Origin of the sequence: Chryseobacterium sp. CBSDS_008, assembly GCF_049959325.1 — a bacterium.
GTDB lineage: Bacteria > Bacteroidota > Bacteroidia > Flavobacteriales > Weeksellaceae > Chryseobacterium.
In genome coordinates, this window is sequence record NZ_CP188202.1 from 1,434,052 (window position 1) to 1,459,720 (window position 25,669).

Annotated in this window: 27 protein-coding genes; 6 read left to right on the plus strand and 21 right to left on the minus strand. The window is 36.9% G+C overall.

What is annotated here, in order from left to right; all coding sequences use genetic code 11:
* Window positions 1-107: 107 nt before the first annotated feature.
* The 7 genes from ACP3T3_RS06405 to ACP3T3_RS06435 all read right to left on the minus strand — a co-directional run bounded on the left by ACP3T3_RS06405 (window position 108) and on the right by ACP3T3_RS06435 (window position 5,007).
* Window positions 108-1,112, minus strand: a complete 1,005-nt coding sequence (locus tag ACP3T3_RS06405) for a bestrophin family protein (RefSeq protein WP_426479077.1) — start codon at window positions 1,110-1,112, stop codon at window positions 108-110.
* A 75-nt stretch (window positions 1,113-1,187) separates the two neighbouring features.
* On the minus strand, window positions 1,188-1,865 hold the full coding sequence (locus ACP3T3_RS06410) for a DUF2490 domain-containing protein (protein ID WP_426479078.1): 678 nt from the start codon (window positions 1,863-1,865) through the stop codon (window positions 1,188-1,190).
* A gap of 131 nt (window positions 1,866-1,996) precedes the next feature.
* Window positions 1,997-2,389 (minus strand): DUF1398 domain-containing protein, encoded by a 393-nt coding sequence (locus ACP3T3_RS06415; RefSeq protein WP_426479079.1) that lies wholly within the window; start codon window positions 2,387-2,389, stop codon window positions 1,997-1,999.
* Between the two features lie 140 nt (window positions 2,390-2,529).
* On the minus strand, window positions 2,530-3,219 hold the full coding sequence (locus ACP3T3_RS06420) for a response regulator (protein WP_426479080.1): 690 nt from the start codon (window positions 3,217-3,219) through the stop codon (window positions 2,530-2,532).
* Between the two features lie 11 nt (window positions 3,220-3,230).
* A complete protein-coding gene (locus ACP3T3_RS06425) occupies window positions 3,231-4,007 on the minus strand; it encodes a sensor histidine kinase (RefSeq protein WP_426479081.1) in 777 nt (258 codons plus the stop codon).
* A 21-nt stretch (window positions 4,008-4,028) separates the two neighbouring features.
* On the minus strand, window positions 4,029-4,661 hold the full coding sequence (locus ACP3T3_RS06430) for a hypothetical protein (protein WP_426479082.1): 633 nt from the start codon (window positions 4,659-4,661) through the stop codon (window positions 4,029-4,031).
* A gap of 19 nt (window positions 4,662-4,680) precedes the next feature.
* Entirely contained in the window at window positions 4,681-5,007 is a 327-nt protein-coding gene (locus ACP3T3_RS06435; RefSeq protein WP_426479083.1) for a hypothetical protein, read from the minus strand.
* Between the two features lie 306 nt (window positions 5,008-5,313).
* On the opposite strand from ACP3T3_RS06435, the gene ACP3T3_RS06440 reads away from it, so the two are divergent.
* Window positions 5,314-5,805: a hypothetical protein gene (locus tag ACP3T3_RS06440; protein ID WP_426479084.1), complete on the plus strand. Its 492-nt coding sequence runs from the start codon at window positions 5,314-5,316 to the stop codon at window positions 5,803-5,805.
* 68 nt (window positions 5,806-5,873) lie between these two features.
* On the plus strand, window positions 5,874-6,158 hold the full coding sequence (locus ACP3T3_RS06445) for a T9SS type A sorting domain-containing protein (protein ID WP_426479085.1): 285 nt from the start codon (window positions 5,874-5,876) through the stop codon (window positions 6,156-6,158).
* Window positions 6,159-6,244: 86 nt separating this feature from the next.
* Here ACP3T3_RS06445 and ACP3T3_RS06450 read toward each other — a convergent pair whose 3' ends face one another.
* From ACP3T3_RS06450 to ACP3T3_RS06505, 12 genes are all read right to left on the minus strand, one after another.
* Entirely contained in the window at window positions 6,245-6,694 is a 450-nt protein-coding gene (locus ACP3T3_RS06450) for a VOC family protein (RefSeq protein ID WP_426479086.1), read from the minus strand.
* Window positions 6,695-6,726: 32 nt separating this feature from the next.
* Entirely contained in the window at window positions 6,727-6,972 is a 246-nt protein-coding gene (locus tag ACP3T3_RS06455; protein WP_426479087.1) for a hypothetical protein, read from the minus strand.
* Window positions 6,948-7,274, minus strand: coding sequence for a hypothetical protein (locus tag ACP3T3_RS06460; RefSeq protein ID WP_426479088.1), 327 nt, complete (start codon window positions 7,272-7,274; stop codon window positions 6,948-6,950). Before ACP3T3_RS06460 ends, ACP3T3_RS06455 begins: the two co-directional genes overlap by 25 nt.
* 18 nt (window positions 7,275-7,292) lie before the next feature.
* Complete coding sequence (locus ACP3T3_RS06465; protein ID WP_426479089.1) at window positions 7,293-7,664, minus strand: VOC family protein; 372 nt, start codon at window positions 7,662-7,664, stop codon at window positions 7,293-7,295.
* 4 nt (window positions 7,665-7,668) lie between these two features.
* Window positions 7,669-8,064, minus strand: coding sequence for a hypothetical protein (locus ACP3T3_RS06470; RefSeq protein ID WP_426479090.1), 396 nt, complete (start codon window positions 8,062-8,064; stop codon window positions 7,669-7,671).
* 2 nt (window positions 8,065-8,066) lie between these two features.
* A complete protein-coding gene (locus ACP3T3_RS06475; RefSeq protein WP_426479091.1) occupies window positions 8,067-8,537 on the minus strand; it encodes a hypothetical protein in 471 nt (156 codons plus the stop codon).
* A 12-nt stretch (window positions 8,538-8,549) separates the two neighbouring features.
* The gene (locus ACP3T3_RS06480; protein WP_426479092.1) at window positions 8,550-9,005 is read right to left on the minus strand and encodes a DUF1569 domain-containing protein; all 456 of its coding nucleotides are present in this window, start codon (window positions 9,003-9,005) and stop codon (window positions 8,550-8,552) included.
* A gap of 375 nt (window positions 9,006-9,380) precedes the next feature.
* Window positions 9,381-10,589, minus strand: coding sequence for an ABC transporter permease (locus ACP3T3_RS06485; protein WP_426479093.1), 1,209 nt, complete (start codon window positions 10,587-10,589; stop codon window positions 9,381-9,383).
* A 67-nt stretch (window positions 10,590-10,656) separates the two neighbouring features.
* On the minus strand, window positions 10,657-11,613 hold the full coding sequence (locus tag ACP3T3_RS06490; RefSeq protein WP_426479949.1) for an HlyD family secretion protein: 957 nt from the start codon (window positions 11,611-11,613) through the stop codon (window positions 10,657-10,659).
* Window positions 11,614-11,624: 11 nt separating this feature from the next.
* Window positions 11,625-13,043 (minus strand): TolC family protein, encoded by a 1,419-nt coding sequence (locus tag ACP3T3_RS06495; RefSeq protein WP_426479094.1) that lies wholly within the window; start codon window positions 13,041-13,043, stop codon window positions 11,625-11,627.
* A 749-nt stretch (window positions 13,044-13,792) separates the two neighbouring features.
* Window positions 13,793-14,281 carry a serine protease inhibitor ecotin gene (eco, locus tag ACP3T3_RS06500; RefSeq protein WP_426479095.1) on the minus strand — a complete coding sequence of 163 codons (489 nt, stop codon included), beginning with the start codon at window positions 14,279-14,281 and terminating at the stop codon, window positions 13,793-13,795.
* A 146-nt stretch (window positions 14,282-14,427) separates the two neighbouring features.
* Entirely contained in the window at window positions 14,428-20,376 is a 5,949-nt protein-coding gene (locus tag ACP3T3_RS06505) for an alpha-2-macroglobulin family protein (RefSeq protein ID WP_426479096.1), read from the minus strand.
* Between the two features lie 18 nt (window positions 20,377-20,394).
* Between ACP3T3_RS06505 and ACP3T3_RS06510 the strand changes: the two genes are divergently transcribed.
* The 4 genes from ACP3T3_RS06510 (at window position 20,395) to ACP3T3_RS06525 (ending at window position 22,921) form a co-directional block, all read left to right on the plus strand.
* On the plus strand, window positions 20,395-21,150 hold the full coding sequence (locus tag ACP3T3_RS06510; RefSeq protein WP_426479097.1) for a hypothetical protein: 756 nt from the start codon (window positions 20,395-20,397) through the stop codon (window positions 21,148-21,150).
* 3 nt (window positions 21,151-21,153) lie between these two features.
* Window positions 21,154-22,233: a DNA replication/repair protein RecF gene (gene recF / locus ACP3T3_RS06515; RefSeq protein ID WP_426479098.1), complete on the plus strand. Its 1,080-nt coding sequence runs from the start codon at window positions 21,154-21,156 to the stop codon at window positions 22,231-22,233.
* On the plus strand, window positions 22,205-22,450 hold the full coding sequence (locus ACP3T3_RS06520) for a four helix bundle protein (protein ID WP_426479099.1): 246 nt from the start codon (window positions 22,205-22,207) through the stop codon (window positions 22,448-22,450). Before recF ends, ACP3T3_RS06520 begins: the two co-directional genes overlap by 29 nt.
* 177 nt (window positions 22,451-22,627) lie before the next feature.
* The gene (locus tag ACP3T3_RS06525; protein WP_426479100.1) at window positions 22,628-22,921 is read left to right on the plus strand and encodes a hypothetical protein; all 294 of its coding nucleotides are present in this window, start codon (window positions 22,628-22,630) and stop codon (window positions 22,919-22,921) included.
* Between the two features lie 53 nt (window positions 22,922-22,974).
* Here ACP3T3_RS06525 and ACP3T3_RS06530 read toward each other — a convergent pair whose 3' ends face one another.
* Both ACP3T3_RS06530 and mtgA read right to left on the minus strand, forming a co-directional pair.
* Entirely contained in the window at window positions 22,975-25,005 is a 2,031-nt protein-coding gene (locus tag ACP3T3_RS06530) for a recombinase (protein ID WP_426479101.1), read from the minus strand.
* 13 nt (window positions 25,006-25,018) lie between these two features.
* On the minus strand, window positions 25,019-25,663 hold the full coding sequence (mtgA, locus tag ACP3T3_RS06535) for a monofunctional biosynthetic peptidoglycan transglycosylase (RefSeq protein ID WP_426479102.1): 645 nt from the start codon (window positions 25,661-25,663) through the stop codon (window positions 25,019-25,021).
* Window positions 25,664-25,669: the final 6 nt, after the last annotated feature.

Consider the following 25,669-nt stretch of genomic DNA (forward strand, 5'->3'; position numbering starts at 1 on the left):
TCAGATATTTATCATTGCCCAAACCTTATAGGTTTTAGAAACCTATAAGGTTTACATATATTCGAAATCTATCATTGGTCAACATCTAAGATCACAAAAAGGCTTATTTAAAGCACAATATTATTCTTCGGAGTGATAGCTGGCGGAAGGTCAGATTCATCCAGCATATCTCTCATATCAATTTCTATGGTGCGGCTGATCTGAGTGATCGGAACATCATTGGCACTTCCTTCGAATGGGTTGACAGAGGCTTCACCTACATTGTCTAATGTATGGAAACACCATGTTACCAGTAAAGAAAACGGTATATTAAACCATAATGTCCATCCTTCCACCATTGTTCCTTCCCCTAATTTGTCAAATTCTTTTAATAATCCAAAAGGTACAAAAACAATGAATAAAAGTAAAAGATAAGTGGTGATGGAAGAGAAATTTCTGGGATACGGAAAGTTTTTAATTCTTTCAGCTTTTCCCTGATTATCGGTGAATTTTATCAATTGCTGGTTGATCTGTGTCCACTGAAAATCATTCAGTTCTCCTTTTTCATATGCTTCAGACAAAGCTTTACTCTGTTTTGCCATCAGTTGGGTAGCTCTGTTTTTTTTGCTTAAAATATACTGAAGCTCAGATTCTGAAAGATATTTTTTCAATTCCTCATCCAGCTTGGACAGTCTTTCCGGAATGTCATATTTTTTAGCATATTCATCAAACTGATGGGTCCCCATGTTTTCCCATGCCCTCGGTTCACGAAGCTGAAATCTTAAGGCGGTAAGCCATGCATAATGGCGCAGGAACATTTCTTTTACTTTACTCTGATCTTTGGAAGACAGTGCATCTCTCAGGATATATCCAAAACTGCGGCTGTCATTGATAATGGCTCCATAGATCTGTCTTGCTTCCCAAAGTCTGCTGTAGCTGGCATTGTTTTTAAATCCAACAATAAAGGCAACCGCTGTTCCCATGATGGCAATCGGCTGCCATGGAACAGAGAGAAACTTCCAGCCCAGAAAGTACAGGACTGTAGGGATGGCTGATAATACAATCAGAGCATAAATGCTCCTTCTTGTCCAGATAATGAACTCCCGGGCTCCGAATCTTTTTCCTGAATGCATAAGTATTTATTTATGGTGTATGTTATGATGTATTTCAAATAATGGTTTTCCTCAGAGCATTCAGCAACAGCATTATCAGTTTTTCGTAAATGGGATATTATTATAAAACCCAATCTGAATCTGTCCGCGGTTTCTGTTCTCCTGGATCTGATTCATATAACCAGCTTCAATCCTCATATTTTTGTTGATGACATATCCTAAAGCTCCATACACTCTGTTTCTGTCGAAAACCGGACTGTTGAAGTGCAGAAAAATTTCGTTGTATACTGATGCATAAAGGGTTTTCGGCAGCATTTCCTTTTGAGTAATCGGAATATTCACTCCCAGCATGTAACGAAATCTCATTCTGAAGTCATCTTCCAGAAAACGTTCTTCCAAACGGTAACGGTGCTGAAGGTAAAAGCGTCCGAATTTCTGCCTGGTAATATACTGCTGGAAAATTCTGTGCTCAATATTCTCTTTTTTCTCACCGTTTACATAAGGCTGGCTCAGAATGAAACCATATCCCAATAAAACATTGTTATTATTTTCTGTAAGATCATATCCGATGCCTGTACGGATAAGTAACTGCTCGAGGTCTCCAACCGCATTGAAATTACGGTACTGGATCTCATTATGCCAGTTCAGCTTCTTGCTGATCTTGTTATTTCCAAAATACATATACCATGCTCCCGGATCATTTTTCTGAGCAAATGTCAGAATAGAACTCAAACCTAATACCGTGAATGCCAACTTCGTAAAACCCTTTTTCATGCTTATCAATTACTATTATCTATCGTTTTAAACAAAATTAATAATTTAAATCAATAACAGCAAACAATATTTTATAAGTCACTATAAAGAAATACGGATGCAATTGTCTGCATCCGTTTTCTCGTAAAAGATTATCCTGGAACCTTTTCTGTCAGAACAAAACTTTCACTTTGGTCAAAGTAATTACAGGTCATTGCATGCAGATCCATTGTCCAGCCATTGATTCCGTTTTCGGCACAGTCTTTACAGAAAGTCATGTAATCTGTTCCGCCTTGTTGATGGAGTCTTAGCTTTGTTTTAAAATTTTCAAGGTTTAAAGTATTGGAAATGGGGAGAGTGTCATATTTGCGGCCTGTTTGCACAGATTGGTTTTCATTATTAAAGTACTCGGTATTTCCATCTGAGACATATGCTTTGTAATGAGAAGCTCCCAATGCTTTTATAGCCTGAATATATTGGGGAAAATCGGCACCGTTTTTTACTTTCTGATGTTCTGCTTTAATGTTTTCAATGGTAAATTTCATTCTTTTGTATTTTCTGTTTGTTACTGTAAATTATTGTTTTTCATAAACAAACCCTTGGGTTCTGCTTTTCAAAACAAAAGCTAATTTAATCAGAAAATATAAATTTCATTTAATTTTTAATAAAACATCTGTATGAATATTTATTCGAAGCGGTCTTTTAAATAGTTCATATCTGCAATTTTACTTTCTATGGCATACACCACCAATCCTGCAGTATTTTTGGCTCCGGTTTTCAGCAGAAGGCTGTTACGGTGTCCTTCAACGGTTCTTGAACTTATAAAAAGCCGGTCTGCAATTTCAGCAGTGTTGTATTGTTTACAGATTAATTCCAATACCTCTTTTTCTCTTTTGGAAATATGGCTGGCATCAAAAATACTGGAAACTTTCTTTTTGGGTTCTGTAAGATTTTGGTGCAGTGCTTCCATAACTTCATTATTATAAAAGAAGCCTTTACTGTATACTTCCCGGATGGCAGTAAGCAATTCGGCGGGGCTTGAGTTTTTTTTAAGAAAGGAACAGGCTCCCGACTGTATCATATTGACAATAAACGCTTTTGTATTATAGCTTGTCAATGCAATAATCCTGATCTGAGGATATTTGATATGGATTTGCTTGGTTGCCTCTACTCCATTGATTTCAGGCATATTAAGATCCATCAGGATAATATCCGGCAGCTCTTCCAGGGTTATAAGCTCATCAAGCAGCTCTTTCCCGTTAGTAAAATCGCTTACCAGTTCAATATCTTTTTCTCTCTGTATCAATAATGCAATTCCTTGTCGAAACAGTGCTTCATCGTCTACAGTTATTACACGAATTATATCCTTTTCCATCTTATCAATATTTAAAATGTAAATTCTACAACGATTCCTTTATTGCTTTTACTTTCAATTTTCAGTGTTCCATTGATCAGTTCTACCCTGCTTCTGATATTTCGTAAGCCTAATCCTCCTTTCAATGTATTTTCATCAAGATTAAATCCTTTACCGTCATCTTTATAAATACAGGTGTTTTTTCCGTCTTTTCCCAAAAATTCTATATCAATATGAGTGCTTTCACCGTGTTTTATGGAATTGTTAATGAGCTCCTGAAGTATTCTAAAGATATGTAAATTTTTTTCATCTTCTGCTTTTGCAAAATATAAACTGCTGGAGTAAGTAACCTGCAGGGTTTTGGACAGGTTAATTTCCGAGCATAAGGCATCTATTGCAGCGTGCAGTCCGAATTTTTCCAAAATTGGCGGAAGCAGATCGTGAGAGATCTGTCTGGCACTTTCAGCCGTTTTATTGACCAGATGTATTATTTTATTTTTCAGATCATTGTATTCTTCTCTTGACAAATTATCAAAATCCAGGAGATGGATATTTAAAGAAACCACACTTAATTTTGAGCTGATGTCATCATGCAGATCCTGGGCAATCCGCAGCCTTTCTTTTTCCTGAGCGCTTATAATAGCATGGGTAAGATCTTTCTCGTATCTGACCTCCAGCTCTTTTTTCTGAATCAGATTTCTTGTTATTTTCTTATTTGAAAAATAATAAAAGATGATCAGCGTAACAGCCAGTAGGGTAAATGCCAGAAAGGTATAAACGATGGTTGAAATAATTGTATTCTCATTCATTTTGTAAAATCATAACAGTAATTACACATTTTTTCTACGGGAAGAAAGATATTCTGTCAGAATAAAGATCTGGTACACAATAAACATGACCACATTTAATACCCATATCTCCTTATGCAGTTTCCTGTTCATCACCGTATACAGATTTCCGGAAAGAAATATAACCGTACTGCTTATCAGATACAGCAGAAGTCCCAGACTTATATAATTGTATTTCTTTTCGGTATCCAGTATATTATATAAATGAAATAATGCCAGAATTATAATGGAATAAGACGTCACAAAAATTTCAAATAGGTTAAAAACATAATATTTTTCCGGATCTATCATATACTGTATAACGAGAACTATGGGAATGGTAACCAAAAGAGTACGTGCTGTTTTCTTCTGGTATTTTTCCGTCAGAATCTCATGAAAGAACAGCCCGAGTAACACAAACTGACCTATCAGATAATAATGGGAGAAAAACAGGTTATTGATTTTCTGAGAGTTCAATACATAGAAAACGATTTCGCATAGTAATATCCAGGCCAGATAGCTGATAAAAAATGCACAGGCTTTTCCGGAACGGGAAAAGCCTATACCGTATACTGCCAGATTAATCAGCAGAATGCCTTTTCCAATTAATGACAATATTTCAATCCAATGATCCAATGATCTTCGGTTTTTCAGGTTACAGGTTCCACCATTTTGTGGCAGAGCATACGCTTGGACAAGGAGTTGTCATATCATATACATAATACCCTTTATCATAGTCTACAATATCATTATTATCTGCATCTACCCCTACCAGCAGAAACTTAAATTCCCCTTCGTTGGTAATTGCATTATATCCCCGATACCTCGCAAACCCTTTGTCGTTAATGAAAATATCATGAACATCTTTGGCCGGGATAAGGTGGGCCCGGATAGATATTCCGTCAATACCTTTTGTATTTTCCCAGTTGCTGATCCATGTTTTGGCATCTTCCAATAAGACTGCATGTGTAGGTAGTTCCATCGTTTTTTCGTTTTAAATTATATATTAGGTTTAGAATAAAGTTACTGTAACTGTATATTACAAGTTATGAAAAAAAACTAACCATAGCGTGAAATAAATTCACATTAACTAACATAATATTTCTTTTTTTCAAAATTATAATAATAACGAATAGCAAAACTGCGTATTTCTACCCGTTTTTCAATTTGGCATTTAATACGCTGTTATCACTTTGCATTTCCATGTTCCTTTGTGGTATCCTTTACAGGAAAAGCCAATAACGATAACCTTTTGTTATCTACTGTAAAATATTTAAAAACCTGCATCATGAAAAAAATCATCTTTTTTGCAATCTTTGTTTTTCTAAGCAAGGGTGCAGCTACAAGTGCACAGACAACCACTGTAACTTTTGAAACTTCATCTGGCGGCAGCACCAATTTTACCAGCAATGGATATACATTCAATATCGTTTCACTGTCCGGAACTTTTAGAATACAAGGCAATTATCCCAATACCGGCTGGAACGGAACAGCGAATGACAATGTCTACATCGACAATACAGGAACCACCAATATCAATTCTCCATCATTCAGTATAAAAAGCAGTTCTTCATTCACGGTATCAACATTTTGGGTATTCCTGAGTAATTTGGCTTTAAATCAGTCAACCTCATCAGGAACGCTTATAATCACAGGGAAATTAGCAGGAGCCACCAAGTTTACCACCACAAAGACTTCCGGTTTTAATACAACATTTAATGCCGCAATGGGAACAACAGGCGTCCACAACGGATTTACTCCGATGACCTTTCCACCCTGAATAATCAGAATAACAGCAATACTGTAATTGATGAGATCCAGCTGCAATCAACCGGAGGATATGTCTATATGTGTCTCGACGCATTTACCTGGTCAAAAACTTCCACGCTGGGAATTTCAGAACCTACGATGAACGACAAAGGGAATATTTATCCTAATCCGACTTCCGGAGTTTTCTTTATGGATACTCTGAAAATAAACGGCAAAGTCTCAATCTATGACCAGTCCGGAAAACTTGTACAATCTGCAGAAGCCGTAGAAGGTGAAAATAAGTTTGATATTACCGGACTGCCGGACGGAATTTACCTTATCACAACAGAATCAGCAAGCTGTAAAGTCATTAAAAGGAATTGAAAACAATGCCTTACAAGCAGCTTAAATATTAAAAAAAACCGACAGGTGTCTGTCGGTTTTCAGTATTTTGAATACAAAAATCAGTTTTACGGATGCTGCTGCATTTTAGCAGGATCGTCATAGTTTACCATCCAGTTGATTCCGAATTGATCACTAAACATTCCGAAATAAGCTCCCCAGAAAGTATCTGCCATTGGCATTGTTACCTTCCCTCCAGCAGAAAGACCTGCAAATAATTTGTCTGCTTCTTCTTTAGATTCTGCGTTCACGGAAATAGCGAAATTATTTCCAGTCTTGAAATCAGAAGACCATTCTCCTCCTGTATCGCTTCCCATCAATATTGTTTCTTTAGAGATCGGAAGTGAAACGTGCATGATCTTGTTTTTATCTTCTTCAGGGGTTTCTTTTCCTTCCATTGGAGGCATTTCTCCAAATGTTCCGATATAAGGATATTCTCCTCCGAAAACCGATTTATAGAAATCGAAAGCTTCTCTGCAGTTTCCGTTGAATGTCAGGTAAACGTTTACTGTTGCCATAATTGTTTTGTTTTTTAAGGTTTAGTTGTATTTTATTGAGGTTTTTCAGATAAAGCTTTTAATCTTGAAAGTCCTTTCTGGTAATCTTTCCCTATGGATTTTTCCATATTCATAAAGAGTTTTATCAAAGTAAACGGATAAGGGATCTGCGAGGTAAATCCCCATGTCGCTTTGCTTCCGTTTCCTTCCGGAACTACTGTTACGTAAGCGTTTGCTTCACTTTCATAAGGAGTAAGAAATTTAATTTCCGTATCTATTCTTTTACCTGCCTCATCCACTTTTTCAATTCCTGACAGCCTTTTCCTGCATTTTTATTTTTACTGTCCCAGCAAACTTTTTCTCCCGGCTGCCCCGTTGTTCCCGTCCAGTCTTTTTTCATACCCGGATCAAGGTCATTCCATGGACTCCATTGATCCATTGCCTTTAAAGTGTTGGTATTCTGCCATACCTTCTCTACCGGAGCATTAATAGAAACTGATTTCTCGTATTTGCAATCCCCTGGAATAAAAGCAGCCAAAACTAATAAAATGATTAATAGTGTGGTTAAAAATAAAAAAAATCTTTTAAGTGTTCTCATCATACATGTGTTTTATAATTATTATCTGTGTTGGTCTATAAGAATCATATTGCCGTCCGGATCTTTCAGATAGATATGTTCAGGTCCTGAAGTTGTTTCATCAGCTTCCCTGCCTATTTCCACTCCGTTTTCTTTTAATTTTTTCTGAATTACGCGCACGTCATCAAAAGATTCAAGATTCTGTGCATTTTCATCCCATCCCGGATTGAAAGTAAGCATGTTTCCGTCAAACATAGCCTGAAAAAGCCCTATCAGTGTAGATCCGTTTTTCATAATCAGGTAATTCTGTTCTGCAGTTCCTGCCATTGTTGTAAAGCCAAGCTTCTCATAAAAGTCTCTGGATTTCTGAAGATCTTTTACACTTAAGCTGATTGAAAAAGCGCCTAATTTCATATTTCTATTTTTTTAATGCGAGTTTATAACCCGGGAAAATCAATCCCCAAACGAGGATTCCCAGAATCCAGAACCAGATTGGAGCCGGTAAAGAGATCATCATATAAAGGGTCATTAGCAAGAAAATAATCCCGCAGATTAATGCTGCGGTAAGTTTTCCATCATTTGAAATTTTTGTTGCTGTAAACCCGGAAACCACAGCTGCCAAAGCATAAGCAATGATGATAAAAAACAAAGCCATAAAAGGGGCCTGACCTACATATATTTTCAATGCTTCCATATCTCCGGCCGCTGCTTCCGGAGGTGGAGGATATAATGAATGCCCGATTTTTTCCACCACAGTAATACAAATGGATCCCGTGATAAGACCTGCCAATACTGCCAGTATTCTTCTCAGCATGATTATTGGTTTTTTAATTGGGTGGTAAACTCCAGAGTTCCGTCATAACTTTTCCAGTTGCCAGTGAACCCAATAGATTGTCCTTCAATTTTTTCTGTTTTCTTGTTCCATTTAAAGTTATAGACAAACTTTCCTTTAAAAAGTCCGGAATGTTTTCCTTTATTCTCTTCGGCAAATTCATATTCCCCAAATACGGTTCCCTGCTTCTTGGAATCTTTATATTTTGAAATGATAATTTTTCCTTCAAATTTTGCATAACTGGTATCCACAAGAGAATATCCTGAAACAAAATACTCCTGGTCATTTTTTTTATTCTGTTCAGAAATATTGATTTTCAGTTTCAGCTCCTGCCCTTTATTTCCGATAGTTCCTATGTAAGGCTTGCTGTTGTTCAGCCAGGTATTTGAAATATCCGGCATCTGTCCTAATACAAAATTGGCAGCAAGAATGAGAAGTAATAAAAGTTTTTTCATATGGTGTGATTTTTAAACGCCAAATTGTGCAAGGTGGTGGTTCAGATGTTTGGCAAACATATTATTCCACTCCTGAGCACTTAATTTCCCGAAAGAGAAAGATTCTTTGCCATCAAAAGCATCTGCTCCCAATTGCTGTGTTTTCTGAATAAAACCGATCAGTCTTACTTTTTCTTCATGAAAATTCTTCCTGGTAGTTATCAAAAACTGCGGTGCTGTAGGAGAATCTCTCGGGTATGCTTTTTCTCCTACAACTTTAGGTTTTACAAAAGTCTTCAATATAAATTTTGCAATAGATCCCGGTTTTTTATGTTTTTCGGGTTCATAAACCATTTCATAGGTTATACAGCAGTGTGCCAGCATTTGGTCTACCGTCATTTTTCCCCATAAGCCATGGGTATCTTCCACCAATCTGTTTATTCTATCAATATAGTTTTGAGCATCTTTTGCATCAAATACATTTTCCATATAATTTCTATTTTACTAGACAAATATATCAGTTTTTTTGCTTGATTTTATTGTTGTGCGAAAAAATTGAGGGGTATGGGGTACGATATTTGAGTTACCGGGTTATTGGTTGCTGGTTACGGGTTGCTAGTTGCGGAAATGTGATTAATTGTAAGGATGAAGATTGAGAAATAATGCGGGGATGTGGGGTTTGAGAATGTGAGTTTAGATGATATGGATTACCTTTTGGACTTATTTTTTGTTGTTATTATTTTGAATGATTTAATATAATTACTCATAACCAATAACCAACCATCCGGAAACTAGAAACCAGCAACTAACAACTAGAAACGAAAAAACCAGTAACCAGCAACAAATTAACAAGTAACTCAAAAACTACTCGCCCTCCTCCAGAGAAGTATTCTCAACCTCGATTTCCTGTGGTGTAGATTTTTTAAAAATAAACCAAAGTTTGATCTTTAAAGCAATCCAGCCTATAATGGCATATACCACTAAAAGAACACTTAAGTGTTTCAGGTATGGAAATGTAAGTTCTACAGACCCTTTATGAATTAATAAAATTTTGAAAGCCTGTAAGAAGGGAGTTAACGGAATAATATTCGCAATAAACTGTACAAAGGCTGGCATTGCACTCAAAGGCCATGTAAAACCACTGATAATGAAAGCCGGTGAAGCAATGACCATAAGAATCTGTGTAGCCTTCAACGCATCAGGAATCAGGATACTGATAAATACACCCAAAAATGAAACCGATCCCACGAAAACTGCAGTCAGAAGAATAAAATTGAGAATCCCTTCCGGCATCGGAACCCTGAAAATCATATGCATAAAGTAATAAATACCGACTATGAGAATAGAAAACACCCAGATCGGAATGACCTTAATAAGCATTGTTGGAAAAGCCCATTTTTTCATTTTCAGGTATTCTTTTACGAAAGATCCTCTTTCAAATTCAGCAGCAAAACTTACCGCCATCGCCAACAGAATTACCTGCTGTAATACTACTGCCAGCATTGCGGGCCACATAAAGATAAGGTAGTTTCCTGTTGTATTGAAGAGGGTTATATAATTGGCTTTGAATGGTTCATATTGTGTAGCAGCCTTTGCTGCAGGCATTCCTGCTTTCTGAAGCGCTTTAATGGAAGCTCCGGCAGAGAATGTTCCTATGGTCAGCTGGAGTGCTTTGGAAGCAAAATTTGCCGTTAAAACATTCCCTGTATTGATATAAACATTCAGCTCAGGATATTTTTTCTGAAGCATATCCCCTTCAAACCTTGAGGGAATAATGACTACAGCCGCCGCCTCGTGCCTGATCACTTCATCTTTGATGCTTAAAGGTTCCTGCAGATATCTGATAATCCTGATGCTTTTATTATCATCCAGCATTTCCGTCAATTGGTTGGATAAGGGCGTATTATCCCTGTCGACTACCAATACGGGCGTATTTTCAACTTTTCCGCTTTTGTAGACAAATCCCAGCAAGGTTGCATAGAAAACCGGTGCCAAAAAGAACACCGTCCTTAAGGTAGAATTGCCGATAAAAAGTTTGAACTCTCGTTTTAAAAGACGGAAAAATTCTTTCATCTGTATATTTTTATGTTTTGAAGAACAAAATGAAACTTACTTGAAGCTCCATCCGTTCTGTTTCATTTTATTTAAGGATTACATTGGCATTGACCAAAATACTTTTAGCCTTATTCATGTCTTTGGGTTTTACCTTGATCTCGTAAATTGCATCCTGCAGCTGGTAGTCTGGGTAAGCTGTTGTAATATCCGCATACTTCGTCAGCTGCTTGATGTATACGATAGTTCCTGTAATGTTTTCTTTATTATAAACCACCTGCATCGTCACCTCCTGCCCTTTTTTGTATCTTGAAATAGCACTTTCCGGGATGGTAAACCTGAAATAAGTGCTTTCCGGAATATATCCGTTGAACAGGGCAAAACCTGCCGTCGCCAGCTCACCGGTATTCAGGCTTATGGTTTCTATCTCCATATCGTTGGTAGCAATTATGTATCTTTCAGAGTAGGCAACATTGGCTTCCTGCAAAGCTCCTTTGGCCTGTGATGCCTGTCCGGCTGCCATTTCCACTTTTTCAAAGCGCGTTCCTCTTTTTACATCATCCAGTTCTGCCACTACAGCATCATATTGGGCTTTTGCACCCTGCAGTTTTGCATAGATTTCATCGTGAGCCTGCGGTGACATCAAGCTGTCGCGGAACATATTGTTTGCTCTTTTGTAGGATTTCTGCGCAAACTCATATTGTTCTTTCAATCCTTTATATTTGGCATGAAGCTGTCTCAGCTGATCGGCTGTAGCGCCGTTTTTAGCCATTTGTTCCTGAGCTGTGGCAGCACTTACAGCTCCCTGAGCCTGCGCTATTTTTGCAGAAACCTCCGGTACATCAAGCTGTGCCAGCGTGTCACCTTTTTTCACGGTCTGACCTTCGGTAACGTATATTTTTAAAATCCTTCCGGTAACTTTGGGTGCAAAAGAGATTACATCTTTTTTGGTTTTTCCTTCAGGTTCTTTGATTTTTTCATTTTTTTTGTCACAGCTCCCCAACAAAAACAGAGCAGCGAAGAGTATAGATATATTTTTATGCATCATTTAAATTTTTAAGGGATTAAATAAAATTTGGTGATATCCAGCTCCTGGGTAGACCTCATCAGTTCTATTCCCGCTCTTCTCTGGTTGAAAATGGCATTCTGATATTCCAGTTCAGCCGCTTCAAGGTCATTTTCCGCATCAATGAGCTGTGAAGATTTACTCATTCCGTATCTGAATTCTTTTTCTGCCTGTACGAGTGCATTTTTTGCGAGTTCTTTTTCTTTAGCCTTCAACGTAATCTGTGCGGAAGCAATATCATAATTGGTCTGATTATTAGCCAGATTCAGCGTCAGTTTTTTCAGTGCATCTTCTTTCTGGTTCTGAAGGACTTCTTTTCCAACTTTGGCTGTTTCTTCGGCGTGTTTTCCTTCCTTACCATCGAAAATCTCCCATTTAAACCCTACACCTGCCGTAATCAATGGAAATACATTGATATTATTAGGCCTCCAGTCCAGTTTTTTTCCTTCATATCCAAGTATCGGAACTGCCGGAATAATATTTTCTGAAGACTTGATTCTGTTTCCGTATAATCCGATATAATAGGCGGAGGCCATCAGCTGTACCTTGGGGATCATCCATGTTCTTTCGGCTTTTATTTTATAATCTGCAGCACTGATTCCATGTTCCAGCGCCCTGATTTCAGCTCTCTGCTCTATTCCTTTTTCTGCAGCAAGCAGCTCTACCGGAGAAAGTACCGGATCTATCATTCTGAGCCTGTCCCTGTTGATGCCTGTTAAAATATAAAGCTGGGTGAGAAGAAGTTCTTTTTTCCCTTCATATTCTACCATTTTAGCATCAAGGGTTGCCTGAGCCAGTTCAATTTTCTTATGGTCGTAAGGAGTAATCAATCCGTAACCAAGAGCTTTATCTGCTGTTTTCCTGTTGATATCCAGTCTTTTTTTACTTTCATCCAGCACCTTTTTAGATTGATGAATCAGGGCTAACTGGTCATACGCTTTAGAAATAGCTGCAATAACTTCGTCTCTTGTTTTCTCCAAAAGGATATCTTCAGATTTTTTCTTTTCTTCCACCGCTTTTTTCATGTATTTAACCTTTCCTCCTGAATACAGAAGCATTTTGGCATCTGCTTTTGCAATACCTGAAAATCCGGATACATTGAAATTGTTGTTGAATGCCCCTTCCGGAATAGTAATAAAGGGTGCGAGATTGAATTCCGGTGACGTAAGTCTTGCTGTTCCGTTAAGATAACCAGCCTTACCACTCAGTTCCAGGGTTGGAAGAAAGATATCTTTGAGCTTGTGTTCGTCAAGATCGGTAAGTTTGTTTTGGGTAATCTGCATTTTAAGGTTCGAATCCCGAACCATAGCACTATCCAGAAGTTCTTTAAAATCCGGCGCAGACTGTGCCCAGCCAAAAGCGGGGAAAGCAAAAAAACTAAACGTAAAAATCAATAAATTGTTTTTCATGGTTTATGTTTATAACAAATATAATGCAAAAAAAGATAAAATCCTTAAAGATAATTCTACAAAGTAGTGAATTTAAACTTAGTTTAAAATATGTTTAAGTTTTAACCCTTTAAAAATAAAGTTTTGGACGAAGCGTTTAAATGTTATTAAATCCTAAAAAATTTTGAAAAAGCAGGTAACTCTATTTTTTTTACGGTATTTTTATTGTGGTTTTTTGAAGGAATAAAGGCATAAAACAATATTTTATTTGAAAAACCAAATTTGAATTTTGGAAGCTGGTTTCTGTAGAACGACAATGTAAAACGGAGTGTAAGTTTAGGCTAAAGCCAAAGGAATTTACATTATTTAATAAATGGGCTAAAGCCATTTCTATTGAATAAAATTGGACTTATTCTCTTTATATTTTAAATTTTGGAGGCTGGATTCCTGCGGAATGACAAACGGAGTGGATAAACTTTGAAAAAACGAGCTGTACAATCAGCAAAATCCGTGAGAGATCATATTCAATAGGAACGGATTATTATCCTGAGCATAGTCGAAGGGAGTCCGTTTAATAAGATTAAAATATCAATTGGCTTCAGCCGAAACTTATATTACAACGCAATGTTCTCAAAATCACTATGGGTAGCTTTAATTCGTTCTCAAGGGCGTTTCACTCAGCAAGGTCATGACGAGTTCTCTTATTCTGAACAAAAACGTAAACTCCCCACATCGCTGTGAGGAGTTTACTATTATTATAATAAGCTGATTTACTTTTGAACGGCTTTTTTCATGGCAGCATCCGGACGTAAGATTCTGTAACGAACTTCGATATCTTTCGGTACATAAAATACCAACGGAAGTTTACTGTTATATCTTACTATCTCAGGCTTTAAGGTAACAAACTTTTTAGTCAGTTTTTTATCCAGACAAGCCATCAGAGTGCCTCCTGTTTCTCCTTTGGATTCCACTTCATAATAGTTATATCCCCAACCCTGAAGATCCTGAGTTTTCATTTCTCCCATCAGGAAATAATTGTTACAGTCTAACATTTTTTCTGCTCCTACAAAAAGTTCAACTTTTAAATCGTTTTCGTTTTTTGCTACGGGAAGCTGAATATATACTTGTTTATATCCTTCTTTTGCTTTTGGGAACATTTCAATCTGTAGTTTTTCAAACTTTTCTGCTTTCTTTTGTGCAAAAGCATTTACTCCAGCCATCAATACCAATCCTGTAATTAAAGTTTTAGAAAATTTCATCTTTTAATAATTTTTTTAATTTATATTGTCTTAATTCCAAAAACTATTCCAAAATTAAACAATTGTTTGATTTTTCGATTTAATTCTATTTTACTTGAAATCTATAAACAAAAAACTGCAGTTATTTTTACTGCAGCTTTTATAAATTATTCTGAAATTACCACATGAGTTCCTTTTGTATGGGCATTCATCTGTGGCGCATAATAATTCTGCATGGTTGTAATTCCGTTAGAGAATTTCCCTGATGCATTCGCTACTACATCATACTCAAAAACATATTTTCCTTTCGGCATGTATTGAATATAAAAGTTGGTAGAAGCATCTTTGGTTGACTGGTAGTATCCAAGGTTATTTTTCCACTGGTATCCTGACAATACATCTACAGGTTCAAATCCTGCTGCCCGCATATCCTTAATATGGATAAATTCCATAGCTCTGTCTGTGTTCAGAATCATTCTAACGGTTACCTTATCTCCTACTTTTAACGGTGTTTCTGCCGAAATTTTCTGAAGTTCTTCTCCGTTTACGGTTTTCACTTTTTTATAGAGTTCTTTCGTTACAGAAATGTAGTTTTCTGAAGATTTGATTTTGTCAAGATCTTCATAATACTGCCAGAATAATCCTCCCTGAACAATTCCGGGACCTGGTTTTGTAACGGTTACGGTTGCTAAGTTTTTATCTACAGCCTCTGGTTTCAAAGTTGATTTTACGTAGCCTGTAGCCTGTGTCTGAGGAGTCACTTCTTTTCCGCCCCAAATGATAGTAGCTTTATCACTTTCTGCCCCGGTCCATGATTTTCCTGAATTCAAAATCGTAAAGATCACTTCCGCAGTACCTCTTGAGCTTCCCCATGAATTAACTTCTTTCTGGGTGACCAGCCAGATTTTCATGTCTTCAATAAAGTTTTGATCGTTAGGTTTTAATGTATTGAAAGCTTCCAATGCTCCGGCATGGTTGACCACTTTTGAACCGAACCATCCCCAATCGTTGAGGTTTTGTTTCCAATAGACTCCTTGTGTTTTCGTATCTGTGGAAGTTTCCTTCAGGTAGGTCATTAATTTATCAGATACATCTTTCAGTCCATAATTATTCATCAATAATGCTGCACGGTGAAGTCCGAAGAATGTGAAATCTGTGATCTTCGCTGTTTTTGCTTTTTGTTTTACCCGTGTTTTCAGGGTAGCCCCTTTTCCTTTCAAAGGATATTGCTGTTCCCAATAGTTTCTGGTGTCCAAATAATCCATAGCCCAATTGTTCCAGACATTCCCTTTCTTCACATCAAAATATTTATTCACCTCATTGTCTAGATACTGGACCAATTTAGCCACCAGATCTTTTTGATCTGCACTTTGATAGTCTTTCACATGATCTTTCAACCAGGAATTGATTTTCCCTAAATTTTTAAGGGTATATAATGACGTTCCGTAAGAACTTGGGTAGCCAGGATACCAGGAGAATCCGCCGTCAGGATTCTGCAGTTTTTTGAAATCATCCCAATCCTGATTGATAGAGTTCTTCATTGTATTGACATCGAATAATAATGCCAGTTTCTGCATCTGCTCGCCTTCGTTTTTACTTTCCAGCACCCAAGGAGTTTCTTCCAGCAGCAACTGTTTCAGCTCCTGATTTTTTTCAAGATTTGAATTTAATAATCCTTTGTTCTGATATTCTTCAAAAATCGTTTTCATTTTCGGATTGGCTTTGAATATTTCTGACGCCAGCACATCCGCAAACCATTTATTGAAGATGACATCCGCAGAATTATTCTGATCATTCTTCAGACCTGGAAGGGCAAACATGATCTCCCAGATCGGATTCGTCGTCAGTTCTAACGTATTGGAAACATTAGAAGCTGTTGCAGATGTATTATTTTTAAGGTTATCCAGTACAAATGTTTTGGTTTCGCCCTCTTTCACAAAAACCGGAACGGCATCTGTAACCAGCATTCTGTTGGGCAATACAGCTACGGCCTGTTGTTCACCATCTGAATAAGCTCCTGCTTTGGCAACCACTTTAAAAATAATTGAAGAAACATTGTCAGGAACTTTCAATTTCCATGTCAGTGCGTTACTTCCGTTTTCATTCAAACTGAAGTTTTGTACTCCGGAAGTAACGCCAAATTTTGAAGAAATATTTTCATTGGTAAAGGCATCCAGAATCTGTAATTCGGCAGAACCGTTCAGCTTTTTATCAGTAAGGTTGGATAGTTTCGACTGTAGGTTCAACTCATCTCCTTCTCTCAGGAATCTCGGATAGTTGGGTGTTACAGAGAATTCTTTCTGGGTTACCACTTCTTTTTCCAACGTAGCTGCTCTTGCATCTTTGGTGTGGGCAAGGAACATCAGTTTCCATTTTGTCAGTGCTTCCGGAGAGGTGAATTCGAAGCTTACATTTCCTTCGACATCGGTCTTAAGATCCGGATAGAAAAAGGCTGTTTCATTCAGATTTTGTCGAACTGCCACTTTATCAAGTTCTTTTGCTACACCATCCAACACTCCGCCTGCATTAGAAGCTACTGCATCTGTTTCCGTAGCTTCTTCTTTCGCTATAGGAGCAGCTGGAAGAGCCACCTTCGCATTTCTCATAGCCCTGTAGCTTGTAACTTCTGAAGCAGTTACACTCTTAGGTTTAGGGCAACCATTATATTGAGAAGATCCCGGAACAGTAGGACAAGCATCATCTTTATCAGTAATACCATCGCCATCAGAATCCCATTCCATACCAAACCTTCCATCCAACCAATTAAACTGTGGCAACTGCACATATCTGTCTTCGAAATATCCTAATCTTTTCTGATAACTTTGCTGCTGCAGGTAATTGCTGATCCCATAAGAAGTCATCATTACAAATGGAGTGTATAGTTTTCTCCAGTTAAAGCTATTGGAAGCAAACTGATCCAGGGACATATCGTACATATTGGCCAATACCTCTGCATTGATCTTTTCCTTATCATTTCCGGTTACTTTTACTGTCCATTTTTCCTTAGCGTTCGGTTCAAGCTTATCTCTGAAGGTTACCGTTTCGATTTTCAAAGGTTTTTCCGTGTCTTTTATTTTTAATGAAACAGACTGTGTATTTACATCATTGAATGCCACCAGCTGAAACTGAAGGTTCAGATCTGATACACTTTTATCCTTAGGAATTTCAACGGTGTATTCCAATATTCCTTTTTTCATCTGATGAATTTCTGAAACGGTTTTCCCGGATCCATCCTGCACAAAAACATTCACTAATGCGTCAGGAACTGCTGAGAAAACATAGACTTTAGCTTTTGTTTCTCTTGACAATTCTTCTTTTGGAGCGATCACCGTAAGGAAAGTTTTCTGGGTTGGCTGTAAAGCTTTTTTATCCCAAACACTGAAATACTGAGACGTTTTTATGGTGTCTTTTCCTTCTCTATTGAACAGTTCCAGCTGATAATCTCCCGCTTCAAGTTTTCCTAAATCAAGGACTGTTGCAAGTTGAGCATTGTCAGTGGATGGCTGCTGTTGCTTTTCTAGCAGCACTTTTTCTGTTTTCCAGTTTCTGATCTCATCATTTTTATCAAAAAGATCATGCGGAAACTTGCTGATAAATTCTTCTTTTGAATATTTCGGAAGGTTCTGAACATCAGACTTAAAGTTATTCCTGAAAATCCTGTCCGGAGCGGTTAGCTTCGATAGTTTAACCTGATACGGCTTTTTAAGATTTTGGTCATTATAATTTTTGGTTTCAACTTTTATTTTTACATCTTCATTCACAAAAGTATTGCTGATATTTTCAGCCTGAATATAGTGTGAAACAGAGGCCACTTTCAATTGTGTATTGGCTGTTTGTGTCTCTCCATTGATGTCTGTCACAGAAGCATTGACAGCATAGTTATCAATCTGAATTCCCTCCAGTTGTTCATCTTTTTTAAGTTCCAGACGAATCGTAAACTCTCCTTTTTCATTGGTTTTTGCTTCACCCAGCATTGAGTTTTCATTATCATCATTCTGCGGATACCAGCTGAAATATCTCCATCTGATATTCTGTTTTTTAATTTCGTAGTTCACCGTGGTATTGCTCAGCGGAACACCGGAAAACATAACCGCTTTTCCTTTCAGCTCTATTGTCTGGCCATATTTGTATTCTTCTTTTACAGGGTCAAAGGTTACTTCAAATTTAGGTCTTTTGTATTCTTCTACCCTGAAATTTTTATATCCCTGGCTTTCTCCTTCTATTCTCAGGTAAAAATTACCGTTCAGCTTTCCTTTCGGAAGAATGAAGCTTCCATGATAAGATCCAAATTCATTGGTGGTAAACTCCTGTGAAGATACCTCTTCACTATTGGTATTCAATAACGTTATTTTTTGTTTAAATCCTGAAAGAACGGCTTCCACTTCTTTATTCATTCTGGTATTGATCACCTTGAAATAAACAGTCTGCCCGGGACGATAAATCCCTCTGTCAATGAAAATCTGAGCAGTTGATCGGGTTTGTTTGTTCGGATTATAATCTTCAGCAAATCCTCTGTTTCCATAGACCTGCATGATCTGGAAATCATTTGTCTTAGGCTGCTGGATCAGGAAAGTTCTGTAATAATCTTTGCTGTCTGTGGAAGGAAACTTAAACACACCGTTTGCATTGGTTGTTCCTTCTATTGTATTTAGCGTTTTATTGGAGACAAATTCATAAAATCTAATTCCTTCATTCGCTAAAGTTTTTCCAGTTTCACTATTAACCAGTTTCAGCTCATCGGAAAGAGGATTTCTGTCTGTTTTAGACTGATAAATAATCCTGTTTCCTGAAACCAGAAAGTAAAAATTCTGCCTGGAATCCATATCTTTCATATCAGCTCCTGCCACCATGAATTCGGCCACATATATTCCCGACGGAAGCGGTTTAACTTCCAGTGAAGTTTTATGGTTCTGATAATCCTTAGGATCAGGAAGCTGGAATATTTCTTTCCTTACCAGATTCTTTTTCAGTTTTCCGAAGGTATTGGAATAGGAGTTCGCAACATATTGAAGCAATGATGTAAAATCGTCTTTCACTTCATAAATATTCAGGGTAAATTCTGATACATTCTGATATTCTGCCACAAAATGAACCGGCAGATTATTTTGTGTCTGAGATTCGTATTTGAGAGTCAGATATGGATTGACAATCTGAGCTTCTCTGCTTTTGATATTCTCCAGGAAAGGAGATTTAGGATATTCACTTTTAGCCTGAGCAGCTATTGCAAGGGCTTCTTTAGGTTTTTTCCTGTTAACAAGCTCATCCATGATATCTCCCATGACCACCACTTTATAATCTCCTTCTACATCAGATTTCAAAAGATTCTGAAGCTGCTCAAGTTTATCTTTACAATGATTGAAGTTACAGTTCTCTGTAATCTTTTCCTTCATGAAGTACAGCTTTGAATTTCCGGTATTCTGAGCAATCAGTTCTTCATAAATTGTGTTGATTACCGTACGGTTGGCTGCCAGTTCATTTTTGGTGAAAATATTGTTTTCAGACAGAAATTCTATTTTTTTCAATGCATACCAATCCGACAATGTTGGAAAATAGGCTATATCACCCGGTCCTGAAAATATGTTCTTATATTTTTCCAAAGAAACCTTTTTCATTTCAGGCTTTTCCTGATCAAGCTCCCCGAAACTTTTTGTCAGATAGTTTTTATAATCTAATTTACTCCAGGTTTCAATCTGTGAAATGTCCTGAGAGTTGATATTGGTTCTTCCGTTTATTTTCCATGAATTCTGGTTGTAATAATCCATGAAAAAGCCATTCAGCAGAACTTTGTATACCAACTTTCCATCTCCGCTCACTTTTCCTTCCGACTCTTTAAGTTTTTTGAAAAATTGAGAAGCGGAATCATTCTGATCATCATCCACCGTTTGGTTTACAATACTGAATTCCGCTTTCAGGGAACGGATCAGCTCGAAGGCATTATTTTCTTTCATGGCTTGTTTTTGTATGTCTAAAATAATGGGAAGATTAGATTTATAAGCCCCTTTTGCACTATTATCAGCCACTTTTTTCCATTGGGTATCGTAATATTTTTGTGCAGATACCGTTGAAAGGCTAAGCATTATAAGCAAAAGCAGAAAAATCTTGGAAAATCTTTTCATATATATTAATTTTGATAAATGAACTTCTTAAAAATACTGAAAAAAACTGTCATCGACAGCCAGGTGTATGTTTCCCTTATGGGAACTCTTTTTGCGGTATTTTTCATGAAAGAGCAAAACACATTCCGTTTCCCTACTTTTGCACTTATTTTCATTACTTATTTCAGTGGTTATCTGTATACTAAATACCAATATACCAGGCATTTTTTCAAAATACTGGTCTTAAATGCCATTGCAGGAATTGCCTGTGCTTTTTTGATCATTCACAATCATAATGAAATAAGGCTTTTGAAATGGTTTATCATTGTTGTGCTGGGATTGCTTTACAACAGCTTTTTTCTCGATGTCTATATCCGGAAAATCCCTTTACTGAAGGTTTTTTACGTAGGATTGGTTTGGGCTCTGGTCAATTGCTGGCTTACGCTGCCGGATTTCAGTATGCCTATCTTTCTGATCAGTTTTTTCTTTATCACCGCACTTGTTCTTCCTTTTGATATCCGGGATATGAACAGTGATACGGTAAAAACCTTTCCCATGCTGATAGGGGTACAGAATACCAAATATATTGCCTACGCACTTGTTTTCATCAGCAGTATAATCTCAATTTTTTATCTCGAATTTCAATATGCGCTTGCTTTTTTTATGGCAGGCATTATAACTTATATTTTTATTTATTTCTCTGAAAATAAAAGAGATGACGCCTATTTTTCGTTCGGGGTGGAAACTTGTTCCGCACTTCCTTTTTTATTTTTACTAATAATGAAGTATTTTTGACGAATGATTATCAAGAAGCTTTCCCTCTACAATTTCAAAAACCATTCTGAGAAAAAATTTGAATTCTCCCCGCAGATCAACTGTTTTGTGGGTAATAACGGTGTAGGAAAAACCAATATTCTGGATGCTTTGCATTATTTATCGGTAGGAAAAAGCTTTTTAGGAAATACAGATCTTAACAATATAAAAAAAGAGGAAGACTTTTTTACCATTGATGCTGAAATTCAGAATGAAGACAGCGAAGATATGATCAGAATTACCCAGCCCAAAGAAGCTAAAAAGGTAATCAAAAAGAATGATAAAAGCTATGACAGGCTTGCGGATCATATCGGCTATCTTCCCAGCGTAATGATATCGCCCTATGACTCCAATCTTATTTCAGATTCCGGGGAGAGCAGACGGAAGTTTCTGGATTCTATGATTTCCCAGACAGATTCTGAATATCTTTTTGACCTGATCCAATATCAGAAGACCATTCAGCAGCGAAATGCTTTGCTTAAGTATTTTGCCAAGAACAGAACCTGGGATAAAGATTCACTGGAAATCTATGATGACCCGATCACCAGATTCGGGACTAAAATCTTTAAGAAAAGAAAAGAGTTTGTAGAACAGCTCAACCCTATTGTTAAGAATTTCTATCAGATTATTTCCGGTGGTAAAGAAATCGTCTCTGTTATTTATGAATCCCATTTACTGGAAGATTCTTTTGAAAATCTTTTAAAGGAAAGCCTCGAAAAAGACCGTATGCTGACCTATACTTCAAAAGGCATTCATAAGGATGATCTCCTTTTCGAAATGGACAATATTTTAATCAAAAAAACAGGTTCCCAGGGGCAGCAGAAATCTTTTCTGATTTCGTTGAAACTGGCCCAAATGAGTCTTGTGAAGGAGCTTACCAAAAAAACACCTATCCTTTTACTGGATGATATTTTTGATAAACTTGATGATACCAGGGTTTCACAATTGATTGAATTGGTGAATAAAGAAAGCTTTGGTCAGATTTTCATTACGGATACTCATAGGGAAAGAACTGAAAGTGTAGTGAAGAAGATTAATGAGGAAAGTATCATTTTTGAGGTGTAATTCGGAATCACTTTTTCTCCCTAAATATGAACTTTTTGAATTAGGCAGCCAGCTGAGAAGATCTTCCGATTCAGTGATTACGAATATTGTAGAAGGCTATGGAAGATCATCCTATAAAAATGATTACATTCGCTTCCTGATTTATAACCATGCAAGTAATGATGAAACAATTAATCATTTGGAAAAAATTATGATATTATATTCTATTTTACCTTAGAATTTAAACTTTAAGAAATGAATACAACATATTAGGTGGAAAGATCAATATTTATAAAAAATGGGTCATAGAAAATTGGAATAAAAACAATTTACAATAAAAAAACAGAACCAAAACTCGAAACCCAAAACCTGAATTCCATAACCCGAATCACGCAACCCGAAACCCGTCCCAACTATGAAGAAGAAAAAACGTGAATATCAATCCTCCGAACTGGTAAAATCTTTTGCCAGAATTTATGGCTTTGAACATAAGCTTATTGCATTTGACATTAAGGATTTCCTTGAAGAGTATCTTGACGAAAGCCTTTTTAAAGAAATAAGAAGTGTCAATATTGAAAAAGAATGTATTATTATCACCATAAATTCTCCGTTGCTGAAGCATGATTTTAAAATGCGTAAAAGCTTTTATCTCAAAAAGTTTCAGGATAAATTCGGAGCAGAGAAGTTTAATGACCTGCAAATATTATAAAAGTAAACGTATATCGAAAAATGCTGCCCGTGGGCAGCATTTTTTATTTTATATTAATGTTCTTCTGATTTATTAGAAATGGTACTGCTCATCAGGTCGTCTGCTTTTTTATCCAGCCCTGAGCTTAATGGCAGGAAGAATTTCAACGGATGCTTGATAAAATATCTGAATATTTCCTTATAGATCTCACTTACCTGTCCGAAATTCATTTTCCTGGACCGGAATGCCAGGAACATGGATAAACTGAAACTTACCAGGAAATTGAAGAAACCGATCAGGAATACTGTTAAGAAAGACATCCAGAATGTGTAGGAATCTACTGAAAAATCTTTTCCATACAATCCTAATGCAAAGTTACCGGCAGCAAAGGTAATGTGTCTGATATCGAGATCGAGACCGAAAAACATCCCGACCGGCGCTGTAGCACCCAGGAAAACACCAAACCAGAAATTAGAGATAATTCCCGGCCAGTTTTTAGCATAATATTTTGAAAGTCCTTTGGCGAATTTTTTTCCAAAAAAGCTTCTGATTGAAAGGTTTTTAGCAATTCTTTCCGGAATCTGATAAAAGACAGAGTTGTTCCCGATATTACCGGAAATAATCCCTGAAATAAAAAGATAAAATCCGGCAATACTGGCATGCAGAATCGCTTTTGATTTAAAAGGATCGAGGTCTTTCAACAATTTATCTGATCTTTCTACGGCAAGATTTTGGGAGAAAAACACATCCAGCCCGTAAATAATGGCAAGAGCTACCGGAAATGCAAGCAATACATTTCCTACAAAGGCAATAAACTGGCTCCTGAATAACTTGGAGACAAGATGGGCAAATTCCGTATTATTTCTTTGGGCATTTCCTTCCTCAGACAATACTTTTGTCATGGTAGCTGCCGTCATCGCCGGCTGTTTTGTCGCCAGGGTAAATCCCATCAGGTAAATCATCACGAATCCCATTGCATAATTCATGGAATATAAAAAGGCGTGAGAAAAATCACTCCCGGGAATATATCCATACAGCATTTTCAACACACAAAGTGCTCCTACAATGATTCCGCCGCCACTTGCTTTGTAGAACATCGTCATATATTCCTTTCGGGTAGAAGTAATATAGTGAGTTCCGGTTTCTGCGGTGTGGTTGGTTATAAGGTGTGAGATCAGCCTCGTGCTGTCATTGATCAGGTCTGAAATATTATTTTTATGAGACTTATAGTTCAGAATATTAAAAACCAGCTGTTTGGATTTTACCTGAACATCTTCATCGGTATCAATAACCAGCAATTGTACAATATCATAAATTCTTTCGGTCTGCTGGCGGATTTTCAGAAGAGACTGGTTAATCTTCCCTGAAATACCATATTTAGCTGAATTTTTAAAAGCAATATTCACAAATTCCAGGCATTGTTCTGAATAGATTTTAATCTGCTTATATCTGCTGTCTTTGGAATGTAACTGTAATTGCGGATCTTTTATAAGGTCTTCAGCCAATGTTTCCAGCTCATTCTGAAGAGCAAGAAACGGATTATCCAGATTCCTGTACTGCGGAGCCATGCGCACCACCTCCACTTCCATAGCCATTCCTGTAACCCTCCAGGAAAGAATGTTCATTGAGAAAATAAGCTCTTTTTTTACATTGGGTTTCAGAATAAAATCTGAAGCTCCCAATATATTTAAAAACTCATCAATTTCATTTTCAGGAAGATTATGGAGGTATTTCAGATCCTTTTTCGGTCTCAGACTGACGTTATCAATCATATACCACACTGTTTTTTCGTTTTCAACAGGTGGTAAAACCTTATTCAGGATTCTTTTTTTAAGTTCCGGAAAGAAGGCATTTTCTGAAAGAATATTAGCTTCTGTCAGAGAAAGGTTGAAAGGTCTTCCTTTAAAAATATTGTGAATATAATATTTAAAGTTCTCAGCAAAATTCGGATTGCTTCTGAAAAAATTGAGCACATCTGTGAAATCTGCCTCTTTTATAGTCTCTAAAAACTCTGCAAAAGGTTCTAAAGAAAGGGTTTCGTTCTTAAAAGAAAAATATTTTTTAAGAACTGACTCAAAATTTGTGCTGGAATTAAAGAATTTCATTAGTACAAAGATACTATTTCAAACTCACATTCCTCATCTGTCTCATAATCCAATTATGCTTCTTTCTTAAATACGGCGATGGATTTTTAGGATCATACTTCTTCGGATTAGGCAATACAGCGGCAATCCAGGCTGCATCTGAGACACTTAAATCCTTCGATGATTTCCCAAAATAATACTGAGCTGCAGCTTCCACACCAAATACCCCCTGTCCCATTTCAATAGAATTCAGGTATCTTTCAAGAATAATATCTTTAGTCCATACTTTTTCGATGATGAAGGTATAGACGGCTTCCAGTCCTTTTCTTACCCAGCTTCTGCCCTGCCAGAGAAACACATTCTTTGCAGTTTGCTGTGAAATGGTACTTCCTCCTCTTATTTTTTTGCCTTTCTCATTATATTTCATGGCTTTTTCGATCGCTGTATAGTCGAAACCATCATGAACAAAGAATTTCTGATCTTCTGAAGCGATTACGGCTTTTTTCACATTGCTCCCCATTTCATCATAGGAAATATAATCCCTGTGCAGTTTTCCGTATTCAAAAAGTCCTCCTATCTGGGTAATAGTAATTGGTGGATTAAAGAATCTACCCCAGATGATAAAAACTACATTCAGAACAAGAATGATGAAGATAAGCTGTTTAATTTTTTTCCACATAACGTT